The following is a 21,658-nucleotide window of genomic DNA, read 5'->3' on the forward strand; positions in this document are numbered from 1 at the left end:
CCAAGTGACGGAAGGAGTTTGCGATGACTGCCACCACCCACGAGAACCTCCACTCGCCGCATCTGCCGCAGGATTCCAGCGCACAGCACACGCCCACCTCGCCCTGGATGTGGATTGCGCTGATCGTGGCGATGTTTGCTGCCGCCCTGCTCTGGTTGCGTTACTCCAACCAGGAAGATGTGGCGCCGGCACCGGTCGGTGAGCGCATTTTGCCGGCCCCTGAGCAGGCTGCGGCGATCGATGCAGCGGCACCTGCAACGCGCCAGGCCGCCCCGGCCTCAAGCCAGCGCAAGGCTGCGCCAGTGGTGCGTAATCGTGAAGCACGCCCGCTGGCCAGCAATCGCATGCCTACCTACCCCGCTGCCGCACTGCGCAGTGGCGTGCAGGGCAGCGTGATCGCAAGCCTGAATGTCGATACCCGCGGCAATGTCGCCAACGCTGCGATCGTCTCGCGCAGCGGCGAGCGCAGCCGTGACCTGGATCGTGCGGTGCTCAACACCGTGCAGAACTGGAAGTTCCAGCCGGCAATGCATGAAGGCCGTGCCGTAGCAAGCGTGGTGCGGGTTCCGGTGGATTTCCGTACCGAGCAGCGTTGATCGCGGACGAGGGGTTCGTGATGTTTCGACGGAGGCTTCGGCCTCCGTCCTTTTATGCGGAGACGTCTGCCAACCAAGGTTGGCACCTACCGGGCGATGTGAGCGTGCCAACCAGGGTTGGCACCCACCGGGTGATGGAAGCGTGCCGACCAAGGTCGGCAGCTACCGGGGCGCGCAATCCGCCGGGCATGGCCCGGCGGATTCGGTACCGCTCAGCCTAGATTGAACCCGGCCCCGCGCGCCAGTCCGTCGAAATCCGGGAAGGAGGTGGCGACGTTGGCGATGTCGTTGATGCGCACTTCGCCGTCACTGATCTGGCCGGCAATGGCAAACGCCATGGCGATGCGATGGTCGCCATGACTTTCGATGGTGCCACTACCCAGGCGTACACCGCCGTGCAGGGTTGCGCCATCTTCAGTTTCGTCCACCTGCATGCCCAGAGCGCGTAGGCCAGTCGCCATTGCGGCAAGACGATCGGATTCCTTCACTCGCAGTTCGGCAGCACCACTCACCACGGTCTGCCCTTCGGCGGCCGCAGCGGCCACGAACAGCGCCGGGAACTCGTCGATCATGTCCGGCACCAACTCCTCCGGAATGCGCGCACCCTTCAGCGGCGCGTAGCGCACCACCAGGTCTGCCACCGGCTCACCGCCCTGCTCGGCCAGGTTCTCTTCGGTGATGTCCGCCCCCATCAAGCGCAGCGCGTGCAGCAAACCGGTGCGACGCGGATTCAGGCCGACCTGCTTCAGGCGCAGTTCGGAGCCGGGAATGATGCTGGCAGCCACCAGATAGAACGCGGCCGAGGAGAAATCGGCGGGCACCACGATGTCGGTGGCACGCAGGCGCTGCCCGCCACGCAGGCGAGCCTTGCCCGGCGAGAATTCGATCTCCACCCCGAATGCAGAGAGCATGCGCTCGGTGTAGTCGCGGGTCGGATGCGGCTCCACCACGCTGGTTTCGCCCTGCGCATACAGGCCGGCCAGCAGCACCGCCGACTTGATCTGCGCGCTGGCCACCGGCGAGGCGAAGTCGATGCCGTGCAGCGATTGCCCGCCATGCACGTGCAGCGGCGGCGTGCCGTCTTCTGCGGTGTCGATCTTCGCGCCCATCTGCGACAGCGGGCCGGTGACGCGGCGCATCGGGCGCCCGGACAGCGATTCATCACCGATCAGCGTGCAGTCAAATGGCTGGCCCGCCAGCAGGCCGGCCAGCAGGCGCATGCCGGTACCGGCGTTGCCACAGTCCAGCGGTGCATCCGGTGCTTTCAGGCCGTCGATACCGACGCCGTGCACGATGCGCTGCGACGGGCTTGGGGTCTCTATGCGCACGCCCAGCTGGCTGAAGATGCGCGAAGTGGCGCGAGTATCTTCGCCTTCCAGGAAACCCTCGATATGCGAGGTGCCATCGGCCAGCGCGGCGAACATCACCGAGCGGTGCGAGACCGACTTGTCGCCGGGAATGGTCAGGCTGCCCTGCAGCGGCTGGCCCTTGCGGGCAATCCAGTGTTGCGCGTTGCTCATCGTTCGATCGTTCCGTAAACGCCGGCAGCACCGGCGATGCATCAGGGAGCGGCAGCCGCAGCCACCGCAGCAGCAGCAATCAGGGCACGGCCACCGGATAGGAGCCGAGCACCTTGATCTGCGCCGAGTGCGCTTCCAGTTCGGCCAGAGCGGCCTGCATCGGCGCGTCGTCGATGTGGCCAGCCAGGTCGATGAAGAAGCCGTATTCCCACTTGCCGTGGTGCGACGGGCGCGACTCGATGCGGTTCATGCTGATGCCATGGCGGGCGAACGGGCTGAGCACGTCGAACAGCGCACCGGGCTTGTCATGGATGAACACCAGCACCGAGGTGCGATCGTGGCCGGAGGTCGGGAAGATGTTGCGGCCCACTACCAGGAAGCGGGTGGTGTTGTCGGCATCGTTCTGGATCGGCTTGGTGACCACCTTCTTCAGGCCATATACGTGGCCGGCGCTCTCGCCACCGATGGCCGCCGCGTCGTCGGCATTGCGCGCACGACGCGCACCTTCGGCATTGCTCGAGACCGGAATCTTCTCGGCCTTCGGCAGGTTGGCGCGCAGCCAGGCCGAGGTCTGCATGAACGACTGCGGGTGCGCGTAGATGCGCTCGATGTCCTCGATGCGGCCGCTGCGCGACATCAGGTACTGCTGCACGCGCAGTTCCACTTCGCCACAGATCTTCAGGTTGGAGGTCAGGAACATGTCCAGGGTGATCTGGATGGTGCCCTGCCCGGAATTCTCCACCGGCACCACGCCGAAATCGGCGTTGCCCGCTTCCACTTCCTGGAACACTTCTTCGATGCTGGCCATCGGCAGGCCCAGCGCCGAGCGGCCGAAGTGCTTGAGCACGGCCTGCTGGCTGAAGGTGCCTTCCGGGCCAAGGTAGCCGATCTTCAGCGGCTCCTGCTGGGCCAGGCAGGCCGACATGATCTCGCGGTAGACATGCACCAGCAGCTCATCGCTGAGCGGGCCTTCGTTGCGGTCCACCACCATGCGCAGCACCTGCGCTTCGCGCTCGGGGCGGTAGTAGTCGACGGCGGCGGCGAGCTTGCCCTTGGCCTTGCCGACCTGGTGGGCAAAGCGTGCGCGCTCGGCGATCAGGTTCTGGATGTCGCGGTCGATCTGGTCGATCTTCGAGCGCACATCGGCCAGCGCCAGCGGCGCCAGGGTGGGCGCCGGATTCGAGGCGGCCTTGGCCTTGCTCTTCGCCTTGGTGGACGCGCTGTCCTTGGCCGGTTCGGCCTTCTTCGGCGCCTTCTTGCTGGATTTGCTGCTTGCCATCGGAGTTCCTTGTTACGGGGCCCGCACCCAACGGTGCGCGCCGTTCATTGCTCAGCCGTGACGCTGCTGGAAATCGGCCATGAAGGCGACCAGCGCCTCGGCCCCGGCCAGCGGCATGGCGTTGTACAGCGAGGCGCGGATGCCCCCGACCACCTTGTGTCCCTTCAGCGCCAGCAGGCCAGCGGCCTTGGCTTCGGCGACGAAGCGGGCATCGAGCTCGGCATCGGGCAGGAAGAACGGGATGTTCATCCGCGAACGTGCCGCATGCGCGACCTCGTTGCGGTAGAAGCCACCGGAACCGTCGATGGCTCCGTACACCAACGCGGCCTTGGCGGCGTTGCGCTTGGCGAACTCGGCCACGCCACCTTCGGCCAGCATCCACTTGAACACCAGGCCGGCCAGGTACCAGTTCCAGGTGGGAGGCGTGTTGAGCATCGAATCGCGGGCAACGTGCGAGCGGTAATCGAAGATGTCCGCCCGCGGCTGGCCGCTGCGCTCCAGCAGATCGCGGCGGATGATCATCACCGCGATGCCGACCGGGCCGAGGTTCTTCTGCGCTCCGGCGTAGATCACGCCATAGCGGCGCACGTCCAACGGCTCACTGGCGATGGACGAGCTGAAGTCGGCCACCAGCGGCACGTCGCCGGTATCGGGCACATCACGGAACTCGACGCCGTGGATGGTCTCGTTGGCGGTGAGGTGCACGTAAGCGGCATCAGGCGAGAGCTGCCAGTCGGCGCGCGGCGGCAGCGTGCGGTAACCGTTGGCCTCGCTGCTGGCGGCAATATTGACGTCGACATAGACGCCGGCCTGCTTGACTGCGGTCTTGCCCCAGTGGCCACTGACCACATAGTCGGCCCGCTGACCGGGGGCGGCGAAGTTGAGCGGGATCAGCGCCTGCTGGGTGGTGGCACCACCGGACAGGAACAGCACCGCATAGTCTTCGGGGATGTCGAGCAGGCGCCGCAGGTCGGCCTCGGCTTCGGCGGCCACGGACATGAATTCCGCGCCGCGATGGCTCATTTCGACGATGGAGGCACCGCTACCGTGCCAGTCCAGCATTTCCGCCTGCGCCTGGCGCAGGACCGATTCCGGCAAGGTTGCAGGGCCGGCACTGAAGTTGAACGCGCGCGTCATGTCACACCTGTGGGGCAAGACCCCTAGTATGCCGCAGTGCACCAGCCTTGCGGCCTTGTGCGGCAAGGGAAATTTGGTTTCATTGGAATCCATTGACGGCCAGCATGGCGCCGGTAGTCGCCGACCTTGGTCGGCGTACGCCGTCAGGCGTCATCCCCACCTAGAGAGCGTGCCGACCAAGGTCGGCACCTACCAGGAGCGGGGAGATGAACACTGTCCCGGTAGCGCCGGGCCATGCCCGGCGAATGCAGGATCAGCGCGCGCCGAACCAGAGCAGCAGGCTGAGCACCGCCGCCAGCAGCAGCGCACTGACCAGCAGCCACGGCCAGCGCCGGACCTTGCGCGGGGCGGCCGGCAACACCGGCGCCTGCTCGGTGTCCTGACTGGATTCGTCTTCGTCCGGCAGCGGGCGCCGCCGCGGGTCGTGTGGCACTTCCAGCACGAAGCGGTGCTGGCCATCGAACACTACCTGGTCACCGGCCTGCAGCCAGCAGTGGCGCACGGCCACGCCGTTGACCCGGGTGCCCTCGGCACTGCCCAGGTCACGCAGCAGCACACGCTCGCCATGCACTTCCACGCGGGCGTGCTGTTCGGCGAAGGCCGGTTCATTGATCTCGATGTCGGCGTCACCGCCGCGACCGACCAGGCGGGTTCGCGACAACGTGAAGCTGCGGCCATGATGCAGGCCGCCGACGCCGCGCAGCAGGCGCTGCTGCTCGTCGTTAACACCATCGCTGTTGGGCGCGGGCGCCTGCAGCAGGCTCTCGACCTCGCCCTGCAGGACCATTTCCACGCCATCCACGTACACCGCATCGCCTGCACGCAACAGGGCCATGCGCCGCACCGGGCGACCGTTCACATGGATGCCGCGGATGCCGTTTCCAACCTGCAGCCAAAGGCCGCGATCGTCCATGCAGAACTGGGCCAGCAGCAGGGCACCGTTGCCGGCATCGCCCAGCCGCACGCTGCCGTTTGCCTGGCGCACGATGCGTTGCACCCCGGGCCGCAGCGGCTGGTCGGGCTGTTGTTGTTGGCTGAAGTGAACAAGCAGGTTCTGCACGCGGCGCAGCCTAGCAGGTTGGTCGCCCCCGAAGAAGAACCCACGATGAGCGCTTGGCGCGAAGGCCCTCGATGCGCACAATGCTCGCCCTCATTGATCATCCCCGCTTTGCGCCAGGAGCCTGCATGTCCACCATCGATGTCCGCCACGCCCACGCCCTGCCCGACGCACAGGCGCGCGCTGCGATCGAACAGGTTGCCGCCAAACTGTCCGAGCGCTTCGGCCTGAAGTCGTCCTGGGCCGCCGACGTGCTGAACTTTTCCGGCAGCGGTGTGGACGGCGCGATCGAACTGCAACCGGGCGCCGTGCGCGTGACCGCCAAGCTGGGCTTCCTGCTGTCGGCGATGAAAGGCATGGTCGAAGGCGAGATCCAGCGCGTGCTGAAGGAAAAGCTGGGCTGAACCCCGGCGGCGACCGTCACGACGGTGCAACGCCGTCACGCGCTACTCTCGGGCCAGGCCCAACTCCCACGGGAAGTGCGATGAACCGCTACGAAAATGACGACCGCCGCGACGACGACGCCTCTTTCGGTGACCAGGCTGAGCGCTTCTCGCGCAAGTTGAGTGACTCGGCACAACAGGTATGGCTGGCCGGCCTAGGTGCCCTGGGCCGCGCCCAGGCCGAAGGCGGCCGATTCTTCGATGGCCTGGTCAAGGAAGGCGAAGCCTGGGAGGCTCGCCGCCGTGAACGCAATGGCGAACAGCCTCCGGGTTGGCGTGACAACGTCGAATCGTCGCTGGACGAGGCTCGCGAAAGGGCCTCCGGCACGTGGACCAAGGTCGAGAAGGCCTTCGATGACCAGGTGCAGGGCGTGCTCAAGCGCCTGCATGTCCCCACCGCCGACGAAGTGACCGCGCTGGAGGCCCGCATCGACGCGTTGCAGGCACGCTTGGCCAAGCTGGAAAACCGCGCCGCCTCAGACATCGATGCACCGGCGCCGGGCAGCCATCAATCGCCCGGCAGCGTGCCCTGACGGCGATTGTTGCAATGCAATAAAATTTGATCGACAATCGCGAGCAACCCGCCAATCGCTTCGGCTGCCGTTTGTTCCCTCCCCTCACGGCTTCAGGATTGGCGGGTTTTTCGTGCCCGCTCTACGCCGATCTGCGCGTTCCATCACGCTTCCTGTCAGGATCCTCCTGACCCAGCGGCACGGTGCGACCTTTACACTGTCGTTCTCCGCATTCGCCCCTTCCGCGCACCTCCTGCATGCTCCCTTGGATCCTGGCCCTGCTGTCGGCCCTGCTTACCTGTTCCCTGGCCGTTGTCTATCTGTGGTGGATCAAGCGGCGACAAAAGGAGATGCAACTGGGCCTGCAGGCCCTGGCCGGCATGCATTGGCGCGAGTTCTCCGTACTGGTCAAATGCATGCTGCGCGAGCAGCGCGGCCTGCGAGAACTGAACGACCCCGCCGAGGAGTCACGCGAACCCAGCAGTGATTTCCTGCTGAGCGACGGCCCCAACAGTTGGCTGGTCTCGTGCAAGCACGGCCTGGCCTATCGCATCGGCACCGCCGCAGTGAACGAACTGGGTGCGGCGGCCCGCCTGGCCGGCGCCCGCGGCGGTGTGCTGCTGACCGAAGGCCAGATGGAACGCGACGGCCGCAGCGCCGCCGAGAAGCAGGCGGTCGAGGTGCTGGACGGCCCGCGTCTGTGGCCGCTGCTGCAGCCCTATCTGCCGGTTGATATCGAAGCCCGTGTGCGTGCCAGTGCCCGTCATGAGGCGCTGCGTCGCATTGCCATTGCCGCATTGGGTTCGGTGACGCTGGGCCTGCTGGTGGGACTGAGCCTGCAGGGCCTGCATGTGCAGGACGCCCCGCTCGTTGCGGAGGTGCCGGTCGCCCCCGCGCCCGTTGCGCCTAAGGTTGAAGCGGCGCCCGAACCGGCCCCCGCTACCAGGCCACCGGCCGCTGCGCCTGCACCGGCCACGTCCTCTACCGACGCGCGCAGCAACCCCAACCCGGATGCCGCCACGCTGGAGCGCTTCCAGGCCGATCTGTCCCGTGCCTTGGCCGGCAAGCCCGGTATTGCCAGCGGTGTCTGGCTGACCCGGCAGACGCTGGCGATCAACCGCACCGGCGAGCTGGACGCGGTGTGGCCGCGGGTCTGCGAGGAAGTGCTGCACTACCCCGCCCTGCGCAACGTGCGCATCCAGCTCAACGCCCGCCCCGGCGTGGATGAGCCCGTACGCTGGCGGCAGTGCGCCACGTATTGATTGGGGTGTCCGTAGATCAACGCCATGCGTGGACGCCCTTGTGGAGTCGAGCCACGCTCGACTCAATCGCATCGCGCGAACAGCAGCCGAGCATTGGCTCGGCTCTACATGGCGCCTGTTCAGCCCAATGCTGCGAGATGCGCGAGCGGGGTCGACCCTAGCGCGCCCCAGGCGCGAAGCGCGCAACCAGGTCCCAGGCATCCCCGAGGAACACCTGGCGCACACGGGTGATCGGCTGTTCGCCGCGCCAGGTAAGGCGCTCGATCACCAGACAGGCGGTGCCGGGCTTCACGTCCAGCAGCTTGGCGGTGGCGGTGTCCGCGCCCCAGGCGCTGATGCGGTGCTGGGCGCGGGTCCACGACACGTTCTGCAACAGCCAGCTACCCGGCGCGGTAGTGTTGAAATCGACGTCCAGCACCTCTGGCACACCCATCGGACTGATCAGCCGGTGCTCCAGTGCCAGCGGCCGGCCATCGGCCAGATGCAGGCAGCGCATCGCCAGCAGCTGTTCGCTGCCGGCCAGCTCCACTTCGCCAACATTGCCGGCATCGGCCAAGCGCAACTCGCGCTGCAGCAGGTGGTAGCCGTACTGGTGGCCACGCGAACCCACTTCCATCGCGATATCCGGAATCTCCAGCGCCACCTGCTCCAGGTGCGGCGGCTGCCGCGCCACGAACGAACCGGCGCGGCGGCGGCGCTCGATCATGCCGCTCTCGGCCAGCGCGGTCAGCACCTTGTTCACCGTCATCCGCGAGCAGCCGTACTGCTCCATCAGCTCGTGTTCGTACGGAATACGGAAGCCCGGCGCCCACTCTCCGCTGAGGATGCGGCTTTCCAGATCGCTGCGGATACGCTGGTTGAGCGTGGCGGACTTGCTGGCCTTCACGTAATGGGGTCTCGGTGGCGGGAGGCGATCAGCCCAGCACGCCACGCAGGGCGGCAGCGAAGGCGGTGGTGATCGCCTCGCGTTGCAGGTGGCGGCCCTCGGCCACGCATTGGCGGCCATGGCGCCAGACCGATCGCAGCGCGCCATTACGTGCGGCGAACACCCAGCTGTCAAGCCATGCGTCGTCCTGACGCGCCTGCAGCGCGGGGTGCTCAGCATCCAGTTCGACCAGATCGGCACTGGCGCCCACCTGCAGGCCGGCAGCCACGCCCAGGGCCTGGGCGCCACCGTGCAGTGCGCCTTCAAACAGGAACCGGCCGCTGCTGCGGGTGGCATCCGGTGCCAGCACATTGCGCCCGCGCAGGGTCAGGCGCTGGCCGTATTCAAGCAGGCGCAGTTCTTCGGCCGCATCGATCAGCACATTGGAATCGGAGCCGACACCGAAGCGCCCGCCCTCGCGTGCGAACGCCTGCATCGGGAACAGACCATCACCCAGGTTGGCCTCGGTGATCGGGCACAGGCCGGCCACCGCCTGGCTGGCCACGATGGCCGCGCGCTCGTCATCGGTGATGTGAGTGGCATGCACCAGGCACCAGCGCGCATCCACCGGCGCATGGTTGTACAGCCACTGCACCGGGCGCTGGCCGCTCCAGGCCAGGCAGGCCTCGACTTCACGCACCTGCTCGGCGATATGGATGTGCACCGGGCCGTCGGTCAGCGGCAGCAACGCACTCAGTTCTTCGCCGGTGACCGCGCGCAGGCTGTGCGGGGCGATGCCGAGCACCGCGTCGGGCAGCGCGGTCAGTGCCGGCTTCGCGGCTTCCAGCAGCTGCGCGAAGCCGTCCACGTCGTGGATCAGCCGACGCTGTGCCGGATTGGGGGCTGCACCGCCGAAATCGGCGTGCGCATAGAACACCGGCAACAGGGTCAGGCCGATGCCGGTCTGATCAGCCGCCGCCGCAATCCGCGCACTCATCTCGGCGCGGTTGGCATAGGGATGGCCATCGGCGTCGTGGTGCAAGTAGTGGAACTCGCCGACGCGGGTGAAGCCGCTTTCCAGCATTTCCATGTAGGCCTGGGCGGCGATGGCCTGCACCGCGTCCGGGCGCAGGTGGGCCAGGAAGCGGTACATCAGCTCGCGCCAGCTCCAGAAACTGTCACCGTCGCCGCCGCCGATCTCGGTCAGCCCGGCCATGCCGCGCTGGAAGGCGTGGCTGTGCAGGTTGGGCAGGCCCGGCACCAGGATGCCGACGCGGGTGTCACCGTCCTGCGCGCCCTGCCCCGTGTGGATCGCCGTGATGCGGCCGTCCTGCACCTGCAGGCGGACATCGCGGGTCCAGCCGTCGGCCAGCAGGGCGTGGGCGGCATGGAAACTGTGCGGGGAACGCGAATCGGACATGGCTGGACAACCCGAAATGGACGCCTATATTGTATAGACATATAAGCACAGCCGCGTTGTGGATGCCATGCACGTCGATACCCTCTGGTCCAACGTTCACCTGATCACCCTCGATGGCGATGGGCTGGGTGTCATCCGCGATGGCGTGCTGGCCTGCGCTGACGGCCGCATCGTCCATGTCGGCCCAGCAGGCAGCGATGCCCAGCTGCGGCCGACTACCCGCATCGATGGCGAAGGCCGCTGGATTTCGCCCGGCCTGATCGACTGCCACACCCACCTGGTCTACGCCGGCAACCGCGCCAACGAGTTCGAGCAGCGCCTGCAGGGCGTCAGCTATGCCGACATCGCCCGCGCCGGCGGCGGCATCGTCTCCACCGTGCGCGCCACCCGCGCCGCCACGCCGGAACAGCTGGCCAGCGAAAGCCGGCCGCGCCTGCTGGCGATGCGCGCCGAGGGCGTGACCACCCTCGAGATCAAGTCCGGCTACGGCCTGACCCTGCCCGACGAGCGCAAGCAGCTGCAGGTGGCGCGCGCGCTGGGCGAGGAATCCCGGGTCAACGTGGTGACCACCTTCCTCGGTGCGCACGCGATTCCGCCGGGCCGCGAAGCACAGGAGTACACCGACGAGGTGTGCAACGAGATGATCCCGGCCATCGCCGCCGAAGGCCTGGCCGAAGCGGTGGATGTGTTCTGCGAGAACATCGCGTTCTCACCGGCGCAGGCACGGCAGGTTTTCGAAGCCGCACGCGCGCACGGACTGGCGATCAAGATCCACGCCGAGCAGCTGAGCAACCAGCATGGCGCCGAACTGGCCGCCAGCTTCGGCGCACTCTCGGCCGACCATATCGAACATCTGGACGATGCCGGCATCGCCGCGATGGCAGCGGCCGGCACTGTCGCCGTGCTGCTGCCCGGTGCCTTCTATTTCACCCGCGATACCACCCTGCCGCCGATCACCGCGCTGCGTGCGGCGGGCGTGCCGCTGGCGCTGGCCACCGACAGCAACCCGGGCACCTCGCCGCTGACCAGCCCGCTGCTGGCCATGAACATGGGCGCCACCCTGTTCCGCCTGACCGTGGACGAATGCATCGCCGGCTTCACCCGTGAAGCGGCGCGCGCACTGGGCCATGGCGAGCGCATCGGCCGCCTGGCTGTAGGCATGGACTGCGACCTGGCGATCTGGGACATCGACGCCCCCGCCGACCTGGTCTATCGCATTGGATTCAACCCGCTGCACGCGCGCGTGGTGCGCGGACAGCCCGACCTGCCTGCCTCCTGGAGCAACACATGAGCAACACCCTGGTTCTTCGCCCCGGCCATGTCACCCTCGCCCAGTGGCGGCAGGTCTATCGCAGCGCATCGCTGGCACTGGACCCGACCGCGCTGCCGGCCGTGCGTTCCAGTGCCGCGACCGTGGCTGCCATCGTCGCCAAGGGCGCGCCGGTGTATGGCATCAACACCGGCTTCGGCAAGCTGGCCAGCGTGCGCATCGAGCGCGAAGACCTGGCCACCCTGCAGCGGAACATCGTGCTCTCGCATGCCGCCGGCGTGGGCGAGCCGATGCCGGCCAACGTGGTGCGGCTGATGATGGCGCTGAAGCTGGTGAGCCTGGCCCAGGGCGCTTCGGGCATCCGCGAGGAGACCCTGCTGTTGCTGGAAGCGATGCTGGTCAAGGACGTGCTGCCGGTGGTGCCCGCACAGGGCTCGGTCGGTGCCTCCGGCGATCTGGCGCCGCTCTCGCACCTGGCCAGCGTGATGCTGGGCGTGGGCGAAGCCTTCATCGGAGACGAACGCCTGCCGGCGATCGATGCACTGTCACGTGCTGGCCTGCAGCCCATCGAGCTGGGTGCGAAGGAAGGCTTGGCACTGCTCAACGGCACCCAGTTCTCCACCGCCTATGCGCTGGCCGGTCTGTTCGAGATCGAGACCGTGTTCCAGGCCGCACTGGTCACCGGTGCGCTGTCGGTGGAAGCCGCGAAGGGCTCGGATACGCCGTTCGATCCGCGCATCCATGCCCTGCGTGGGCAGCGCGGTCAGATCGCAACCGCTGCCACCCTGCGCAGCTTGATGCTGGACTCGGGCATCCGCGAATCGCACCGCGACAACGACGTGCGCGTGCAGGACCCGTACTGCCTGCGCTGCCAGCCACAGGTGATGGGCGCGGCACTGGACATCCTGCGCCAGGCGGCGACCACGCTGGAAATCGAAGCCAACGGCGTCTCCGACAATCCGCTGGTATTCACCGAGACCGGTGAAGCGCTGTCCGGTGGCAATTTCCACGCCGAGCCGGTGGCCTTCGCCGCCGACATGCTGGCGATGGCGGTATGCGAGATCGGCTCGATCAGCGAGCGCCGCCTGGCGATGCTGGTCGACCCGGCGCTGTCGGGCCTGCCTGCGTTCCTGACCCCGCGCCCCGGCCTGAATTCCGGCTTCATGATCCCGCAGGTTACCGCTGCCGCGCTGGTCTCGGAGAACAAACAGCGCGCCTATCCGGCCAGCGTCGACTCGATTCCGACCTCGGCCAACCAGGAAGACCACGTGTCGATGGCCGCGCACGGTGCACGCCGCCTGATGCAGATGGCCGAGAACGCGGCCAACGTGATCGGCATCGAACTGCTGGCCGCTGCGCAGGGCTGCGACTTCCACGCGCCGCTGCGCTCCAGCACCGCGCTGGAAAGCGTGCGCGCCACCCTGCGTGCGCAGGTGCCGACGTTGGAAGAGGATCGCTACTTCCATCCGGACATGGTGACCGCCACGAACCTGGTGCGCAGCGGCGCGCTGGCGCAGGGCTTGGCCGGGCTTCTGCCAACCGTGGAACCGCAGGCATGAATGCCCGCCCCGAATGGCTGACGGTGCACGAAGGTGATGCCCCGTTGATCGTCAGCTTCCCGCATACCGGCAGCGAACTGCCGCACGACCTGATCGGCGACTACCACTCACCGTGGCTGGCCCGCCGCGATGCCGACTGGTGGGTGCACGAACTGTACGACTTCGTGCGTGGCATGGGCGCGACCACGGTGCGCTCGGCGATCTCACGTTCGGTGATCGATCTCAACCGCGATCCCAGCGGCGTGTCGCTGTACCCCGGCCAGAACACCACCGGCCTGTGCCCGCTGACCACCTTCGACAACCAGCCGCTGTATCACGCCGGCCGCGAGCCGGACGAAGCAGAAATTACTCGCCGTCGTGATACCTATTTCCTGCCCTACCACGATGCATTGGCCACGCAGATTACGCGCCTGCGTGCTCGCCATGGCACCGTGGTGGTGTACGACGCGCACTCGATCCGCTCGCATATCCCGCACCTGTTCGAGGGTGAGCTGCCGCAGTTCAATCTCGGCACCGCTGGTCCCTCCGGTGCTCCGGATACGTCTTGCGACAACGCTCTGAGCGACGTAGTGGAAAACCTGCTGAAGATCAGTGGCATGAGCCAGGTGCGCAACGGCCGCTTCAAGGGTGGCTGGATCACCCGCCACTACAGCAACATCGCCGGCGGTGTGCACAGCCTGCAGATGGAGCTGGCCTGCCGTGGCTACATGCACGAACCCCTGCCCGACCAGGTGGACGAGCACAGCTGGCCCACCCCGCTCGACCCCGACCACGCTGCACCGCTGCGCCACACTCTGGCGCAGGTGCTCAACGCCTGCCTTGAATTCGCTACGAACCGGAGCGCCGCATGACCCGCAACGACCCGTCCCGCACCATCGCCGCGCCGACCGGCACCACGCTCAACGCCAAGAGCTGGCTGACCGAAGCGCCGTTGCGCATGCTCATGAACAACCTGCACCCGGACGTGGCCGAGCGCCCGCAGGAACTGGTGGTGTACGGCGGTATCGGCCGCGCTGCGCGCGACTGGGAGAGCTTTGATGCCATCGTCGAAACGCTCAAGCGCCTGGACGATGACCAGACCCTGCTGGTGCAGTCAGGCAAGCCGGTGGGCGTGTTCCGCACCCACGCCGATGCGCCGCGCGTGCTGATCGCCAATTCCAACCTGGTGCCGCGCTGGGCCAACTGGGACCACTTCAACGAACTGGATAAGAAGGGCCTGGCCATGTACGGCCAGATGACCGCCGGCAGCTGGATCTACATCGGCGCGCAGGGCATCGTGCAGGGCACCTACGAGACCTTCGTGGAAATGGGCCGCCAGCACTACAACGGCAGCCTGGCTGGCAAGTGGCTGTTCACTGGCGGTCTGGGTGGCATGGGTGGCGCGCAGCCGCTGGCCGCAGTGATGGCCGGCGCCTCCTGCCTGGCAGTGGAATGCCGCAAGAGCAGCATCGAAATGCGCCTGCGTACCGGCTACCTGGATACCTGGACCGACAACCTGGACGAAGCACTGCGCCTGATCGACGAGTCGTGCAAGGCTGGCACGCCGAAGTCGGTGGGATTGCTGGGCAATGTGGCCGACGTGCTGGCCGAACTGCTCAAGCGCGGCGTGAAGCCGGACCTGCTGACCGACCAGACCTCCGCGCACGACCCGGTGAACGGCTACCTGCCGCAGGGCTGGACGGTCGAGCAGTGGGATGAGAAGCGCGTTTCCGCCCCCAAGGAAGTGGAAAAGGCCGCGCGCGCGTCGATGGCCAACCATATCCGCGCCATGCTCGGCTTCCACGCGCTGGGCGTGCCGACCGTGGACTACGGCAACAACCTGCGGCAGATGGCGCTGGAAGAAGGCGTGACCAATGCCTTCGACTTCCCCGGTTTCGTACCGGCCTACATCCGCCCGCTGTTCTGCCGTGGCATCGGCCCGTTCCGTTGGGCGGCACTGAGCGGCGATCCGGAAGACATCGCCAAGACCGACGCCAAGGTGAAGGAACTGATTCCGGACAACCCGCACCTGCACCGCTGGCTGGACATGGCCGCCGAGAAGATCAAGTTCCAGGGCCTGCCCGCGCGCATCTGCTGGGTTGGTCTGGGCGATCGTGATCGACTGGGCCTGGCCTTCAACGAGATGGTGGCCAACGGTGAACTGAAAGCGCCAGTGGTGATCGGTCGCGACCATCTGGACAGTGGCAGCGTGGCCTCGCCGAACCGCGAAACCGAAGCGATGGCCGACGGCTCCGATGCGGTCTCCGACTGGCCGCTGCTGAATGCCCTGCTCAACACCGCCAGTGGCGCGACGTGGGTATCACTGCACCATGGCGGCGGCGTGGGTATGGGCTTCTCGCAGCACGCCGGCATGGTGATCGTCTGCGATGGCACTGAAGCGGCGGCCAAGCGCATTGCACGCGTGCTGTGGAACGACCCGGCCACCGGCGTGATGCGCCATGCTGACGCGGGCTATGAGATCGCAATCGACTGCGCGAAGGAAAAGGGACTGGATCTGCCGGGGATTCTCGGCTGATCGCGGCGTTGCCGGCCAGCGGCCGGCACTACCGGAAATACAGGGTAGTGCCGGCCGCTGGCCGGCTCTCCCTGATGCGGGAATCGGTGCCCTTGACCCGGCCTTCCGCCGTGACCAACATGCGCCATCACCGCTGACGGATCACCGCGATGTACCGCACCCTTGCAGCTGCATTGCTCTGTGCCCTGGCCATCGCCCTGCCCGCCTCGGCACGTGACGTCCCCATCGCTCTCTCTACTCAGCTCGACGCCCAACTTCAGAGCAACCGCGGGCGCTACGGTATCGCCGGCCAGGCAGTGCTGGTCGCACACAACGGCAAGGTGCTTTACCAAGGCGCCAGCGGCGAACGCGATCCCGCTGCCCATGCACCCGCCACCGTCGATACCATCTTCGCCGCGCAGTCGATGGCCAAGCTGCTGACCAGCTCGCTGGTGATGCAGCTGGTAGACCAGGGGAAGGTGGATCTGGATGCACCCGCCGGCCGCTACGTGCCTGACCTGCCCGCAGCCTGGCAGGCGATCCACGTGCGCGATTTCCTCAACCATAGCTCCGGCATCGCCGAGTACTACGACCGGGTGGACAACCGCTGGGTGAGCAAGGGCTACACCGGTGTGGCGCCCGATCTTGCCGCTGCGCTGAAGGTGGCTGCGGCGGCGCCGATGCAGTTCGCCACCGGCAGCCGCGTGCAGTACACGCAGGCCAACTACCTGGTGCTGACGGCGTTGCTGGAAGCACACTATCGCAAGCCTTACCCAGCCATCGCACGCGAACGCATCCTGCTGCCATTGAAGATGACCAGCACCTCTTGGGGCGTCGCCAGCGTGCCATCCCAACGCGCGGCGGTGCCGTACATCGGCAAAGACGGCGCATTGCAGCCGGCCAATGAAGATCCCTGGCCGGACTACGGCTGGGGCCATGCCGACCTGCAGACCACCGTGGGCGACATGAACCGTTTCCTGCAGGCGCTGGCGACCGGCAAGCTGCTGCGCACGGCGACCCTGGAAAAACTCTGGCAGCCGCAGAAACTGAGCGGTGGCGGCAGCAATTTCTTCTCCACCGGTTGGGACACCACCCGCAGCGACGGCTACACCCAGGTTGGTCACGATGGCGGTACCCGTGTACGTGCGCGGCTGGCCTACAAGGGCTCGCTGGCCAGCGGTTACTGGGTGTTCGTGTACCTGACCAACGGCAGCGCACGCAATGTCTGGTCGAGCACGCTGGTGGAGAGCACGATGGCGGTCGCCGCACCGCGGGAGTTCCCGCATGCGGTGCTGTCCGAGCGGCTGATCGCGTATGCGCTGGATGACAGTGACGATGCGGCCGAAGCAGTGCATCGCTGGCTGCGCGACAGCAATAAGGTTGCTGCCAGCGAACTGGAGCGCGCGATCAATGCCGATGCGTACGCGGTCCGCGAAAGCCTCGGGGCACGCAAGGCGGTGAAGGTGTTCGCTCTCAATACCAAGCTGTATCCGAATTCGACCAATGCGTGGGACAGCCTCGCGGAATGCCACGCCGCGCTGGGTGAGAAGGAAACGGCTGACCGGCTGTATGCCAAGGCCAAAGCGCTGGCCAAACCCTCGCCGTAACCTTCTGTAGAGCCGGTCCAATGCTCGGCTGCTCTTCGCTTCGAGCGAAGGAAACCCGCCCTGCGCGCGATAGCCGAGCATGGGCTCGGCTCTACATGGATGCTGCGGATGGCCCATACGCCGCCGATGGGTGACGTGGCGCCCCCGACCTGTTAACTTGCGCGCCACTTTCGTGGTTTACAGCATTCCCGCATGTCGCTCTCGTCGTACCGTCCCACCCCGTCGCTGTTGTTCCTGGCCGTTTCCCTTGGCCTTACCTCCACTGCCGCAGCCGCTCCGCAGGCCACCACTCTGGATGCCGTGCAGGTCACCGCTGCTGCCGATGCCAGCGCGCAGGCGCGCGAGGCGCTGAAGCGCGTACCCGGCGCCAGCAACGTCATCGACGTCGCCAAGGCCGACAGCCGACTGTCCAGCAGTGCCGATGTGCTGGCCTACCAGCCGGGCATCAGCGCACAGTCGCCGGGCAACGAAGGCACCAAGGTGTCGATCCGTGGCTCGGGCATCAACCGGGGCCCGGGTGCGCACGCCTCGGGCATCGCTGTGTCGATCGACGGTCTGCCGCTGACCGGCCCGGGTGGTACGCCCTATGAGCTGCTGGAACCGCTGTGGCTGTCGCGTGTGGAAGTCCTGCGCGGCGCCAACGGCTTCGAGCGCGGCGCGTTGGCGCTGGGCGGTGCCATCGACTACGTCAGCCGCAGCGGCCGTGATTCGGCCGGCGTGCAGCTGCACTACGAAGCCGGCAGCCGTGGCTACCAGAAGCGCGGCATCAGCTGGGGCGGCGTCAAAGGTGATGTCGATTACTTCCTGGCCTACACCGATACCGAGTTCGATGGTTATCAGCGCCATGCGCGCGGCGACGGCAAGGGCGCGATGGCCAACATCGGCTGGCAGATCACGCCCGATCTGCAGACGCGCTTCTTCGTGCGCTACCGCGAGACCAATCACGAAACGCCCGGTCGCCTGACCCGCGATCAGATCCGCAACGACCCACGTGCCGCGAATGCGGCCAACCTGGCCATCGATGCCCGTCGCCCGCAGCCCGGCAGCACGTGGGTGGGCAACGTCACCACGCTGCAGATCGATGAGGATTCTTCGCTGCAGGCGGGACTGGTCTATCACAAGTACCCGATGGACTTGAACGAGAGCCTGTACCGCCAGCAGCTGGACTACGCCAACCTCAACGCCACGCTGGACTACCGCCACCGGCACCGGCTGTTCGGCCTGGACAGCGAAACCACGGTCGGCCTGCGCGTCACCCATGACCTGGATGCCGATGTGCGCGAGTCGCTGCGTTTTGCCAGCAACGGCTATGCCGCCGGCACGCGCACGCGTGACTTCCGCCACCACGGCACCGACAGCACGCTGCACGTCGGCAATATCCTCACCTTCAATGACCGCCTGCGCATGCAGACCGGGCTGGCACTGATCAACACCCGTCGCGATGTGCAGGTGACCTGGCCGAGCAGCGGCGGCCGCCTGCGCGACCACGACTGGGACTATGCGCCACGACTGGGCTTCACCTGGCAGCACAGCGCCCAGACCCAGTGGTTCGGCAACCTAAGCCGCTCGGTGGAAGCACCGCACCCGTGGTCGATGATCTGGGGCTCGAACCAGTACTTCGGGCCGGGCAATGGCCCGTCCACCGGACGCCAGCGCACGCCGGTGCCGATGCAGAACCAGACCGCCACCACGCTGGAACTGGGCGCGCGCGGTGACGCGGCGCTGGGTCGCTGGGAACTGACCGGCTACTACGCGCACGTAAACCACGAACTGCTGAGCGTCGAACTGCAACCGGTGCCGAACCTGTTCATCGCCGAGAACAACGCCAGCCCCACCGTGCACCGCGGCATCGAAGCGGGGCTGGACAGCACGCTGTGGCAGGCTGCACCGGGCCGCGTGTCGCTGCGCCAGGCGTACACCTTCAGCGACTTCCGCTATCGCCACGATGCGCGTTTCGGCAGCAACCGCCTGCCAGGCCTGCCGCGCCACGCCTATCAGGCCGAGCTGCGCTTCGATCACGCATCCGGCCTGTACGCTGCACTCAATACCGAATACGCGTCGCGCATCGCGGTGGACTACGCCAACAGCTACTGGGCTGACAGCCATGTGATCTTCGGCAGCCGCATCGGCTACGACGCACCCGGCGGTCGCTGGCAGGCCTGGGCGGAGATGCGCAACATCGGCAACCGCCACTACGCCGCCACGGTCACGCCAGGCTACAACGATGCCGGCAAGGATATTGCCCGCTCGACGCCGGGCGAAGGCCGTGGCATCTACGCTGGTGTGCGTTTGCGCTTTGACTGATGACCGCAGGCGGCGCCGGGTGTGATCCAGCGCCGCCGTTTCAATGTCAGCTGATGCGCCACGCCGGCAGGCGCTCGCTGCGTTTCCAGATGGAAGGCGCGAAGCCGATCAGCACCATCGCCGCCAACCACTTCGGTGAGGTAGTGAGCAGTGTCGATGTGAGCGAGCCATCGACGGGGGCGGCCATTTCCTGCCACGGGTTGTAGCCCAGGTAGACGACGCTGCCAGCCCACCACAGCAACGCCACACCGACACCCACCAGCAACAGGGCCAGCGTGCGGCAGGTCCATCGTTGCGAGGTGGTGCCCCATTCGCGGGATACCGCCACCAGCAGGCCCACCACCAGCAGCGAAATCAGGGCCACCAGGCCGATGTCGACCTTGGGCCCAATACGCTCATAAGTGCAGGCGCGGCATTGCGCCTCTTCCGCGGCAGTAGCGGCTTCGGCGGTATCGGCCTGCCCGGCTGCGGGCTGCGCCAGTGCTGCAAACGGCATCAGTACCGCCAGCAGCGTCGCCATGATCCAACGAAACAACGTCCTGTTCCTGCGTGCAGCGACATCCATGCGCTCTTCCTCGTCAGTGGTTGTACGTCCAGGGCCGCAGTATGCGGCCGTCCCATACGCCGCCCAGACCTCGTTCCGGGGGGGCGGCCATCCAGCGTTCTTGTTCGCGATGCAGTACAACAAGCTCCCGGTAGACGAAATCGCCGGAACACGAATCCCAGGCGACCGCGATCATAGCCCACTGCCCATCGACGCTGAAAACGGGCCGGGTCAGATAGGCGAAGTGGTCGTATTTCCGAGTCGGCCCATGCACCGTTGCCCTGCACCCCTGCTCCCGCAGCGCTCGAAGCTCCGCGCTGTCCGTCCACTGCGCACCGGCCAATGCGGCTGCAGGCACTGGCGTGGACCGGCGATTGGCAGGAACCAGGTCTGCCTGCAGCTGCAACCGCAGCGCATGGATGTCCGGCGGCCACCGGTCGTCCAGCGGCAGGACCAGATCGTCCACCTCCTGGCAGGCGGAGGCACTGCTGCCCGGCCAGCAATAGGGCAAGGTCTGCTCCATCACGTAGATGTCCTCCCCCACCGGGTCGGTCAACTGCGGCTGCTCCTGCGGGCCCCATCGATCGACGCGCGTGGACGGCGTCTGCGGTGTGGTGGGCACCTCGCTCAGCGACGATGGCAGAACCGTCGGCTGCGGCACCGGCGGGGGTGGAGGGAGGAAGGGCGGCCTCTGCCGGATCGCCAGCGCCATCGCCTCAGCCTGCATCTGCGCGGTTCCCAGGTTGACCGGCGGCGGACCGATTTCCTGCTGCCACCTCGGGCGCAGGCTGCAGATTCCGGCCATGAGAGCCAAAGCCGACAGCGCCGCCGCCAACGATGCAATGCGTCGCCAGGCGATCCGCTGTTGGCAATCACGGTCTGGCATGCACGAGGTGTCCGTCATCACGACTCCGGCAACGCGGGCCACAGGCCGTGTCCAAAGCTCATATGGCGGACAGGCTCCACTCGAACACGCTCCCATCCGTCCTTCCCGCGGTGCAGAAGGTAGAGGTCGCGCATACCCGTTCCTCCACTGCATAGATCCGAGGCGACCGATGCCATTGCCCAGTTCCCGTCCATGCTGAACACAGGACGCTGCAGATAGACGACGCCCAGATCCGGATTGCCCGGGCCACCCGTGCACCCCTCGACGCCGCGTGCGCGCCGTTGCTGAAGCTCGTCCCACGTCATCCGTTGCGCTCGCACATGCGCAAGCTCAAACGCGAGGTCGGGTACGCGTACAGCCCGGCGGTTCGCAACCTGCAGCATCGCCTCCAGATGCTGCTGAAGTTGAATGGACGCCGCACTGTCATCATCGCGCCACTCGACGACGTTGTGACGAACCTGGCAGACCGGGACGGGGTCTCCTTCACCGCAGGAAGGCGCAGTCCATTCCATCACTGCAAATGGCACGTCGGGTTCCCAGCCGGGCGGCTCGAAGTGTGCTGGCGCGACATCTGCCAGCGGCACCTCCGCGGTCGCGAACCCACTGTTGCCGGTCAGCATCGGGGAGGAGACTGCCTTCATTGGAATCGGTAGTCCCGGCGGCTTTCCTGGCGGTGTCGGTCGCAGGTCGATGAGCTCTGCCATCACCTCGGCCTGCATCCGTGCCGTTCCCAGGTTGATCGGAGGCGGGCTGACATCCTGCCGCCACTGCGGGCGCACGCTGGCCATCAGCGCTGCGCCAGCAGCCACGAACAGGACGACCGCTGTCGTCAGGATGCGCTTCCGTGCAATGCGTTGTCGCATCAAGCTCCTCGAAGAAATGAAGCAGGTTGGAATATCGGTC

19 protein-coding genes are annotated in these 21,658 nt (G+C 66.8%); 10 read left to right on the forward strand and 9 right to left on the reverse strand.

Annotated elements, in window-relative coordinates; all coding sequences use genetic code 11:
* Positions 1–23: 23 nt before the first annotated feature.
* On the forward strand, positions 24–596 hold the full coding sequence (locus tag AC07M7_RS05240) for an energy transducer TonB (protein ID WP_046987515.1): 573 nt from the start codon (positions 24–26) through the stop codon (positions 594–596).
* A gap of 212 nt (positions 597–808) precedes the next feature.
* Here AC07M7_RS05240 and aroA read toward each other — a convergent pair whose 3' ends face one another.
* From aroA to AC07M7_RS05260, 4 genes are all read right to left on the reverse strand, one after another.
* The gene (aroA, locus tag AC07M7_RS05245) at positions 809–2,116 is read right to left on the reverse strand and encodes a 3-phosphoshikimate 1-carboxyvinyltransferase (RefSeq protein ID WP_495206893.1); all 1,308 of its coding nucleotides are present in this window, start codon (positions 2,114–2,116) and stop codon (positions 809–811) included.
* A gap of 79 nt (positions 2,117–2,195) precedes the next feature.
* Positions 2,196–3,395 (reverse strand): prephenate dehydratase, encoded by a 1,200-nt coding sequence (gene pheA / locus AC07M7_RS05250; protein ID WP_006376055.1) that lies wholly within the window; start codon positions 3,393–3,395, stop codon positions 2,196–2,198.
* A 51-nt stretch (positions 3,396–3,446) separates the two neighbouring features.
* Positions 3,447–4,532 carry a 3-phosphoserine/phosphohydroxythreonine transaminase gene (serC, locus tag AC07M7_RS05255; RefSeq protein WP_337302680.1) on the reverse strand — a complete coding sequence of 362 codons (1,086 nt, stop codon included), beginning with the start codon at positions 4,530–4,532 and terminating at the stop codon, positions 3,447–3,449.
* A 253-nt stretch (positions 4,533–4,785) separates the two neighbouring features.
* Complete coding sequence (locus AC07M7_RS05260) at positions 4,786–5,592, reverse strand: FHA domain-containing protein (protein ID WP_495206894.1); 807 nt, start codon at positions 5,590–5,592, stop codon at positions 4,786–4,788.
* Between the two features lie 125 nt (positions 5,593–5,717).
* On the opposite strand from AC07M7_RS05260, the gene AC07M7_RS05265 reads away from it, so the two are divergent.
* The 3 genes from AC07M7_RS05265 to AC07M7_RS05275 all read left to right on the forward strand — a co-directional run bounded on the left by AC07M7_RS05265 (position 5,718) and on the right by AC07M7_RS05275 (position 7,806).
* Complete coding sequence (locus AC07M7_RS05265) at positions 5,718–5,993, forward strand: polyhydroxyalkanoic acid system family protein (RefSeq protein ID WP_005410185.1); 276 nt, start codon at positions 5,718–5,720, stop codon at positions 5,991–5,993.
* Positions 5,994–6,073: 80 nt separating this feature from the next.
* Positions 6,074–6,565: a phasin family protein gene (locus tag AC07M7_RS05270; protein ID WP_495206895.1), complete on the forward strand. Its 492-nt coding sequence runs from the start codon at positions 6,074–6,076 to the stop codon at positions 6,563–6,565.
* Positions 6,566–6,801: 236 nt separating this feature from the next.
* Entirely contained in the window at positions 6,802–7,806 is a 1,005-nt protein-coding gene (locus AC07M7_RS05275; protein ID WP_495206896.1) for a restriction endonuclease, read from the forward strand.
* 157 nt (positions 7,807–7,963) lie between these two features.
* On the opposite strand, the gene hutC is transcribed toward AC07M7_RS05275, so the two are convergent.
* Positions 7,964–8,692, reverse strand: coding sequence for a histidine utilization transcriptional repressor HutC (hutC, locus tag AC07M7_RS05280; RefSeq protein WP_253078537.1), 729 nt, complete (start codon positions 8,690–8,692; stop codon positions 7,964–7,966).
* Positions 8,693–8,720: 28 nt separating this feature from the next.
* Positions 8,721–10,091, reverse strand: coding sequence for a formimidoylglutamate deiminase (locus AC07M7_RS05285; RefSeq protein WP_495206897.1), 1,371 nt, complete (start codon positions 10,089–10,091; stop codon positions 8,721–8,723).
* 67 nt (positions 10,092–10,158) lie between these two features.
* Here AC07M7_RS05285 and hutI point away from each other — a divergent pair, with 67 nt between their 5' ends.
* The 6 genes from hutI to AC07M7_RS05315 all read left to right on the forward strand — a co-directional run bounded on the left by hutI (position 10,159) and on the right by AC07M7_RS05315 (position 19,325).
* Entirely contained in the window at positions 10,159–11,382 is a 1,224-nt protein-coding gene (hutI, locus tag AC07M7_RS05290; protein WP_495206898.1) for an imidazolonepropionase, read from the forward strand.
* Positions 11,379–12,920, forward strand: coding sequence for a histidine ammonia-lyase (gene hutH / locus AC07M7_RS05295; RefSeq protein WP_495206899.1), 1,542 nt, complete (start codon positions 11,379–11,381; stop codon positions 12,918–12,920). Before hutI ends, hutH begins: the two co-directional genes overlap by 4 nt.
* Positions 12,917–13,771 carry an N-formylglutamate deformylase gene (gene hutG / locus AC07M7_RS05300; protein ID WP_428709322.1) on the forward strand — a complete coding sequence of 285 codons (855 nt, stop codon included), beginning with the start codon at positions 12,917–12,919 and terminating at the stop codon, positions 13,769–13,771. The genes hutH and hutG overlap by 4 nt, the downstream gene beginning before the upstream one ends.
* Positions 13,768–15,435 carry a urocanate hydratase gene (gene hutU, locus AC07M7_RS05305; RefSeq protein ID WP_478473638.1) on the forward strand — a complete coding sequence of 556 codons (1,668 nt, stop codon included), beginning with the start codon at positions 13,768–13,770 and terminating at the stop codon, positions 15,433–15,435. The genes hutG and hutU overlap by 4 nt, the downstream gene beginning before the upstream one ends.
* A 149-nt stretch (positions 15,436–15,584) precedes the next feature.
* Positions 15,585–17,021 (forward strand): serine hydrolase, encoded by a 1,437-nt coding sequence (locus AC07M7_RS05310; RefSeq protein WP_495206900.1) that lies wholly within the window; start codon positions 15,585–15,587, stop codon positions 17,019–17,021.
* A 192-nt stretch (positions 17,022–17,213) separates the two neighbouring features.
* Positions 17,214–19,325: a TonB-dependent receptor family protein gene (locus tag AC07M7_RS05315; protein WP_495206901.1), complete on the forward strand. Its 2,112-nt coding sequence runs from the start codon at positions 17,214–17,216 to the stop codon at positions 19,323–19,325.
* A 46-nt stretch (positions 19,326–19,371) separates the two neighbouring features.
* Here the strand turns inward: AC07M7_RS05315 and AC07M7_RS05320 are convergent, their stop codons facing one another.
* From AC07M7_RS05320 to AC07M7_RS05330, 3 genes are read right to left on the reverse strand one after another with little or no spacing between them, the layout of a single operon-like run.
* Positions 19,372–19,890 (reverse strand): hypothetical protein, encoded by a 519-nt coding sequence (locus tag AC07M7_RS05320; protein ID WP_136638238.1) that lies wholly within the window; start codon positions 19,888–19,890, stop codon positions 19,372–19,374.
* Between the two features lie 13 nt (positions 19,891–19,903).
* Positions 19,904–20,773, reverse strand: coding sequence for a hypothetical protein (locus AC07M7_RS05325; RefSeq protein ID WP_136638239.1), 870 nt, complete (start codon positions 20,771–20,773; stop codon positions 19,904–19,906).
* Positions 20,773–21,618, reverse strand: a complete 846-nt coding sequence (locus AC07M7_RS05330) for an energy transducer TonB (RefSeq protein WP_136638240.1) — start codon at positions 21,616–21,618, stop codon at positions 20,773–20,775. Before AC07M7_RS05330 ends, AC07M7_RS05325 begins: the two co-directional genes overlap by 1 nt.
* Positions 21,619–21,658 lie beyond the last annotated feature (40 nt).

The sequence above is a fragment of the Stenotrophomonas sp. GW821-FHT09E08 genome (assembly GCF_059416125.1).